Here is a 5,182-nt window from a genome sequence, read left to right as displayed (position 1 = left end):
TAAACTCATAAATCGAACCGACGATGTCACCGATGATCGCGCCGAGCATATCGTTTCAATCCTCTGGAGGCTTCTCGAAGAAAAAACACTCAGGCAGGAACGCCTGCGCCATGTAATCGACATCCTTTTTCGACACGCCGCAGGCTAGGAAATGATCGCGCCACACCCGGACAATCTCTACGATGCTCTCGATTTCCTTCCTAGCTGCTTCGGCAGGCAACCCGAACCGCTCGCATTGGGAAAGCAGGTTGTAGATGCTTGCCGTGCGGCCGTAGGCCCCAACAGTCATCGCAAGATCCCGTCGCTCGAGGCTGACCAGCGGCGTGGGCACAAGGTCATACGCCGGCGTCAGGCGCCATCCATGCTCGGTACGAAGCACCGCATGGTTGCGGGGATGGTCATCGTTGTTCGTTACGGCGGCGTTGAAGACGATACGCCGAAATAGCTCGATGCGATCTGCGTCGGGCTTCTCCGACCAGCGGCGCAGCTGATCGGCAAGTAACAGATACGACCAGCGCTCCCGGTCCAGGTAGTTGTCGTCGCAGTCGAGCAAGGTCAGGCTACTGACGAGTCCGAAACGTAGATAGCCTCCCTCTGTATATTCGCGGTCGAAGCGCTCCACCATGAGTACGTCGTGTCCCGCGACGGACTGGAGGCGAGCATTGCAGGTGGCAATCCCGCAACGGCGCGCAAGCTCAAGCGTCGCGTATTCCACTCGCTGGAGGTTGTAGCGATCGCCTTTTTCAGGGAACTTGCCGAGCCAGAGGCGGTTGCCGTCCTCGATCGTGGCCTTGGGCCTTGCACCGCCCATGGAGGTGCCGGGCTCGAGCTGCTCGAGAATTTTGACGGGCACGCGTTCGCCCATTTCTATCGCCTCCGCGGCTGCGACCAGCTCTGCCAGTTGATGCGTGCGGTTGTACCAGCGTTTCGGCGCTGGGGGCTCCAGCTTGGAGCCGAAGCTCAGGTAGCCGGCGCCATCCTGTGGCCCGTTCAGCAGGTAGTCAATCTCTTCCAAGTCGCCGGAACTACGTTCCAGCTTGTGCTCGATCACGCGCCGGCCCCAGGCGTCGGGCCCTGCATCGCGCACAGCGCCGGGAATGCCCTTCAGCTTGGTGAATTCGTGAACGGTATCGCCGAGCGGTAGCTGGAAAGGGTCAAGCGCAATCGCGTCCTTGCGTTCCAGGTAGCGGTCGCCATAGCGAAAGCGGCCGACGAATGTTCCGTCGGGCAGCATTTCGACCTTGAGCAAAGCCGCCGGCACGGTGTTGAGAGTGCCGGGCAACTGAACGTACACGTAGGCCTGGCGTTCAGAAGTCATATTCGTTTTTCGACTTCTGCGATTTGCGAACGCGCGCCGGCCGGCGCGACGCCTCCAGCGTCTTGCCGTGAGTATCGGCGTCGGGGTGAGCGACGCCATCCAGAGTTTTGTCGAGACCGAGCACCCACAGAACGGTGACGTAGGCCCCCATCGCAACGCCGTGCTTCCCGAGCTCAAGCGCGTTGAGCGTATTACGGTTGATACCTGCCTTGGCAGCGACTTCGGCGATCGACATGCCGCGCCGGACCCTGGCCAGCCGAGCGCGGTAGCCAAGCTCCTTGATGCGCTCAGTAGCCGCAGTGGGGAGAGTTTTTATGCCCATAATATTAGGCGCTAAGTTGAATATAATCTAATATATTAGGCTACATTAGAAAATAAGCCAACAGTGTATTGCATATAATGCCTATTTAACTGAGCACTAAATTTTTTAACGCCTAACCTAATAGGCAAAAATATCTACGAGCAGGCCAAGGCTTTATGATGAGCCCGATCCGAGAACGATATGCTGGATTTGCGGTGATCCCGCAAATACCGGTGAGCATCGGACTAAGGCCTCCGATCTACGCTCGCTCTCCAGTCTTCCTACCCAAGCTGATCCTAGCTACTTCCATCCTGCGAAGCGCAAGAATTTCCGAGTCGGAAGCCTGAAAGCGCCGGTCCTTAAGTTCACGAATCGGATCTGTATTCGTTGCAACAGTGCCACTACGTAGCCCCACGATTTTGCATGGCAGCGATTTACCGAGGTACGGTGCGGCTGCATGGACTGTGAGGTAGCCAGAGTGTTGAATGACGCCGAACTCGCGACGCTCCTCAAATAGAATGCGAATGGCTTCGTCCTGCTGGTCGAAAACGAGAACACCGATACCGCGGCCCACATGAGCAGATGCGGCGGCGCTGATGCGCGCGCTTTGGGCGGCCGACGACGCGGTGAAGGTGGCGCTGGAATACCAACGCAGTCACCCGGACACCCCGGACACTGGTGATCGTCACCGGCGACCACGAGACGGGCGGCTTCTCCCCGACCTATGCGCTCAAGGATCTCGAAACCCTGTCTAGCAGCAACCGGCTCTATGCCGGCGAGGCCGAGTTACGGCTGCTGGAGCGCGTCCCGCATATCGTTGCGCCGGGCGAGGGACATGCTCGGAAGGAAGCCCATCGCGGCAGCGCTGGACCAGCTGGTCGCGGCGCATTTTCCGGGCTTCCGGCTCGACGACGACCTTCGCCGGCTGGTGCTCGAGCGCAAGACCGACGAGCGCAATTTCAACTACCTGCCGCAAAGCGCGCTGGGGCGCATGGTCGCTCGCCAAACCGGGTTCTACTGGGGAACCTCAGGCCACACGACGGAGCCGGTCGCGGTGGGGGCGATCGGACCGGGCGCGGAACGGTTCCGCGGCTATCAGGACAACACCGATTTCGGCAAGCACCTGCATGGCTTGCTGCAACCGAGGTGAGCTGGCGGCGTTTCAGTCCGCGTTTCAGTCCGCGTTTCAGTCCAATTGCCGATACGGCCGGCACACGATGCGAAGGCGATCGCGCATGAACGGCCGGATGCGCTGGGTCCACGGTGTCGCGACCGCCTTGGCCCACGCCTCGGTTGCGACCATGTCGGGCGATTCCAGGTGATAGAGCGCCAGATGCCACTGCTTGCTCGTAGCGGTGGCGCGGAAGCGCCGCGCGAGCAGGGTCCCGGGCACCGCCGAAAGCGCGGGGATGTGCTCCTCGTCGTACCAGCGGTTGAATTCAGCTTCGCCTTCCGGCGCCGCGTTCATCGCGTTCACCAATAGTGCGCCCGAACCGCTCGGGCTCGGCGCATCGCCCGGGAGCGTTTGCGTGCCTTCGAAGCGCAGCAGGCGTTCACTCAGGCGGGCAACGCGTCGCGTCCACGGCGAAAGGTTGTCGTAGCCCACCGCGCGATACGCGGCCGAGCCGAGCACGTCGACGCTTGCCAGATCGTAGACCGCCACCGAGACGTTGGGATCGTTCACATCCACCCAGCGCTCGGCGGTGAGGAACCCCGGTACCCGGGAACGCTCGGGCAGATGCTCGTCCTGATACCAGTCGTCGTACTCGTCGCGCGGCACGCTCGCATGATTGCGCGCGTTCAGCAGAATGCCCTTAGTCATGTCAGTCCACCCGGATGTTGGCGGCTTTTACCACCGGCGCCCACTTCGCCAGCTCGCTCGTAATGAGCGCGCCGAACTTCTCCGGCGGCCCGCCGACCGGCTCGTAACCCAGGCTGATCAGGCGCTCACGCATCGCCGGCGCGGCGATGATCCTGTTCAACTCCGCATTGAGCCGCGCGATGATCTCCCGCGGCGTGCCGGCCGGGGTCAGGATGCCGTTCCAGGAGGTCACGTCGAACCCCGGCACCCCGGCCTCGGCGACGGTCGGCAGCTCCGGCAGCGACAGCGCGCGCTTGGCGCTGGTGACGGCGATCGCGCGCAGCTTGCCCGCCTTGAGATAGGCGATCATCGAAGCCGGCTCGCCGAAGATCATCCCGACCTCGCCCGACAGCAGCGCCACCGCCGCCGGCCCGCCGCCCTTGTAGGGCACGTGCACCATGTCGGCCTTCGTCATCGATGCGAGCAGCTCCATCTCGAGGTGGGTGATGTTGCCGACGCCGCCGGAGCCGTACAAGAACGCTTTCGGCTTGGCGCGAGCGAGCGCGATCAGCTCCTTCACGTTCCGCACCGGCACCGACGGATGCACGACGAGCACCGAAGGACCCACGGCGATCAGGCTCACCGGTGTGAGATCGCGCGTGACGTCGTACGCGAGCTTCGCGAACAGGCTCGGCATCGCGATCGTCACGTTCGCCACGAGCAGGGCGTGACCGTCGGGGGGCGCCTTCGCCGTCAGGTCCGCCGCGATATTGCCGGATGCGCCCGGGCGATTGTCGACTATTACCGGCTGCCCGATCGTTTGGGCGAGCTTTTGTGCGACGACGCGCGCCGAGATGTCGACGGCGCCGCCGGGCGAGAACCCGACCAGGATGCGGATCGGCTTGCTGGGATAAGTCTGAGCGGCGGCGCCGCTGGTGCAACAAAGACCGAGGGCCAGAAGCCCGAGCGCTCCGAGTTTTCCGCTCACGAGCGTACGCGCTCCACCTTGGATCGACTCGCTGCAAAGCGCGGATGCGCAGCACGCGAAAGCGCGTCCGGCGTCTCGACCAGACGCTCGCCTTCGACTTGTGAAGCGTAAAGGACACGGCGGCTCGACGATTCGAACGCATCGCGCTTGTGCAGCGTTGCCTGGTTGTCCCACACCACGACATCGCCGACCTGCCAGACGTGGGTATAGCAGAAGCGCGGATCGGTCGCGTGCGCCCACAGCTCGTTCAGCAGCGCTTCGGAATCGTCGATCGAGAGGCCGTTCACATAGGCGCTGTGGCGGCGTCCCAGGTAAAGCATGCTGCGTCCGGTCTTCGGATGCGTCGCGACGACGGGATGGCTCGGGCCCGGCAGGTCGCGAACATCCGTATCGAGCTTGGCGCCCGGACGCAGCTTCATCGCGGTGTCGACCACGTTCCCCTGCTTGATCGTCTTGCCCGCGACCCGGCGCTTCATCTCGTCGGAAAGCGTCTCGTAAGCGGCATAGCAGTTCACGAAGTACGTCTTGCCTTGTCCCGCCGCCGGAATCTCCCTGGCGAGCAACATGCGCGCCGCCGTCGGTCGCTCCTTGAACGAGAAGTCGGAGTGCCAGACGATTTCGCCGTCGCCCAGGATGCCGACCGGTTTTCCATCGGCCTGCAGATTGGTCACGACCGTCACTTCGGGCGGCAGATCGAACAGCCGATTGGCGGTGCGCTCGGAGAGATCGCGCTGATGCAGGTTCGACGAGGTGACCGGTGTTCCGAAGCGGCGG

Annotated in this window: 6 protein-coding genes; 1 reads left to right on the top strand and 5 read right to left on the bottom strand. The window is 62.8% G+C overall.

The features are described 5' to 3' along the window. Positions 1–55: 55 nt before the first annotated feature. Both GEV05_30410 and GEV05_30405 read right to left on the bottom strand, forming a co-directional pair. Positions 56–1,318, bottom strand: coding sequence for a type II toxin-antitoxin system HipA family toxin (locus GEV05_30410; protein MPZ47594.1), 1,263 nt, complete (start codon positions 1,316–1,318; stop codon positions 56–58). Beyond that, positions 1,308–1,640, bottom strand: a complete 333-nt coding sequence (locus tag GEV05_30405; protein ID MPZ47593.1) for a helix-turn-helix domain-containing protein — start codon at positions 1,638–1,640, stop codon at positions 1,308–1,310. Before GEV05_30405 ends, GEV05_30410 begins: the two co-directional genes overlap by 11 nt. A gap of 703 nt (positions 1,641–2,343) precedes the next feature. On the opposite strand from GEV05_30405, the gene GEV05_30400 reads away from it, so the two are divergent. Continuing rightward, positions 2,344–2,769, top strand: a complete 426-nt coding sequence (locus tag GEV05_30400; protein ID MPZ47592.1) for a hypothetical protein — start codon at positions 2,344–2,346, stop codon at positions 2,767–2,769. A 36-nt stretch (positions 2,770–2,805) separates the two neighbouring features. Here the strand turns inward: GEV05_30400 and GEV05_30395 are convergent, their stop codons facing one another. The 3 genes from GEV05_30395 to GEV05_30385 form a co-directional block, all read right to left on the bottom strand. Then, positions 2,806–3,441, bottom strand: a complete 636-nt coding sequence (locus GEV05_30395) for a hypothetical protein (protein ID MPZ47591.1) — start codon at positions 3,439–3,441, stop codon at positions 2,806–2,808. 1 nt (position 3,442) lies between these two features. Further along, positions 3,443–4,408: a tripartite tricarboxylate transporter substrate binding protein gene (locus GEV05_30390; GenBank protein MPZ47590.1), complete on the bottom strand. Its 966-nt coding sequence runs from the start codon at positions 4,406–4,408 to the stop codon at positions 3,443–3,445. Then, on the bottom strand, positions 4,405–5,182 hold a 778-nt coding region (locus tag GEV05_30385), incomplete at its 5' end, for a hypothetical protein (GenBank protein ID MPZ47589.1). The genes GEV05_30385 and GEV05_30390, both read right to left, overlap by 4 nt.

It is taken from the genome of Betaproteobacteria bacterium, from assembly GCA_009377585.1.
Taxonomy (GTDB): Bacteria; Pseudomonadota; Gammaproteobacteria; order Burkholderiales; family WYBJ01; genus WYBJ01.
The sequence above is the reverse complement of the archived record's forward strand: the minus strand, read 5'-3'. Positions and strand labels throughout refer to the sequence as shown.

Excerpts from the sequence above, each read along its gene's own strand:
- GEV05_30405 (MPZ47593.1), bottom strand. The coding sequence starts at position 1,640 with ATGGGCATAAAAACTCTCCCCACTGCGGCTACTGAGCGCATCAAGGAG.
- GEV05_30395 (MPZ47591.1), bottom strand. The coding sequence starts at position 3,441 with ATGACTAAGGGCATTCTGCTGAACGCGCGCAATCATGCGAGCGTGCCG.
- GEV05_30400 (MPZ47592.1), top strand. The coding sequence starts at position 2,344 with ATGCGCTCAAGGATCTCGAAACCCTGTCTAGCAGCAACCGGCTCTATG.
- GEV05_30410 (MPZ47594.1), bottom strand. The coding sequence starts at position 1,318 with ATGACTTCTGAACGCCAGGCCTACGTGTACGTTCAGTTGCCCGGCACT.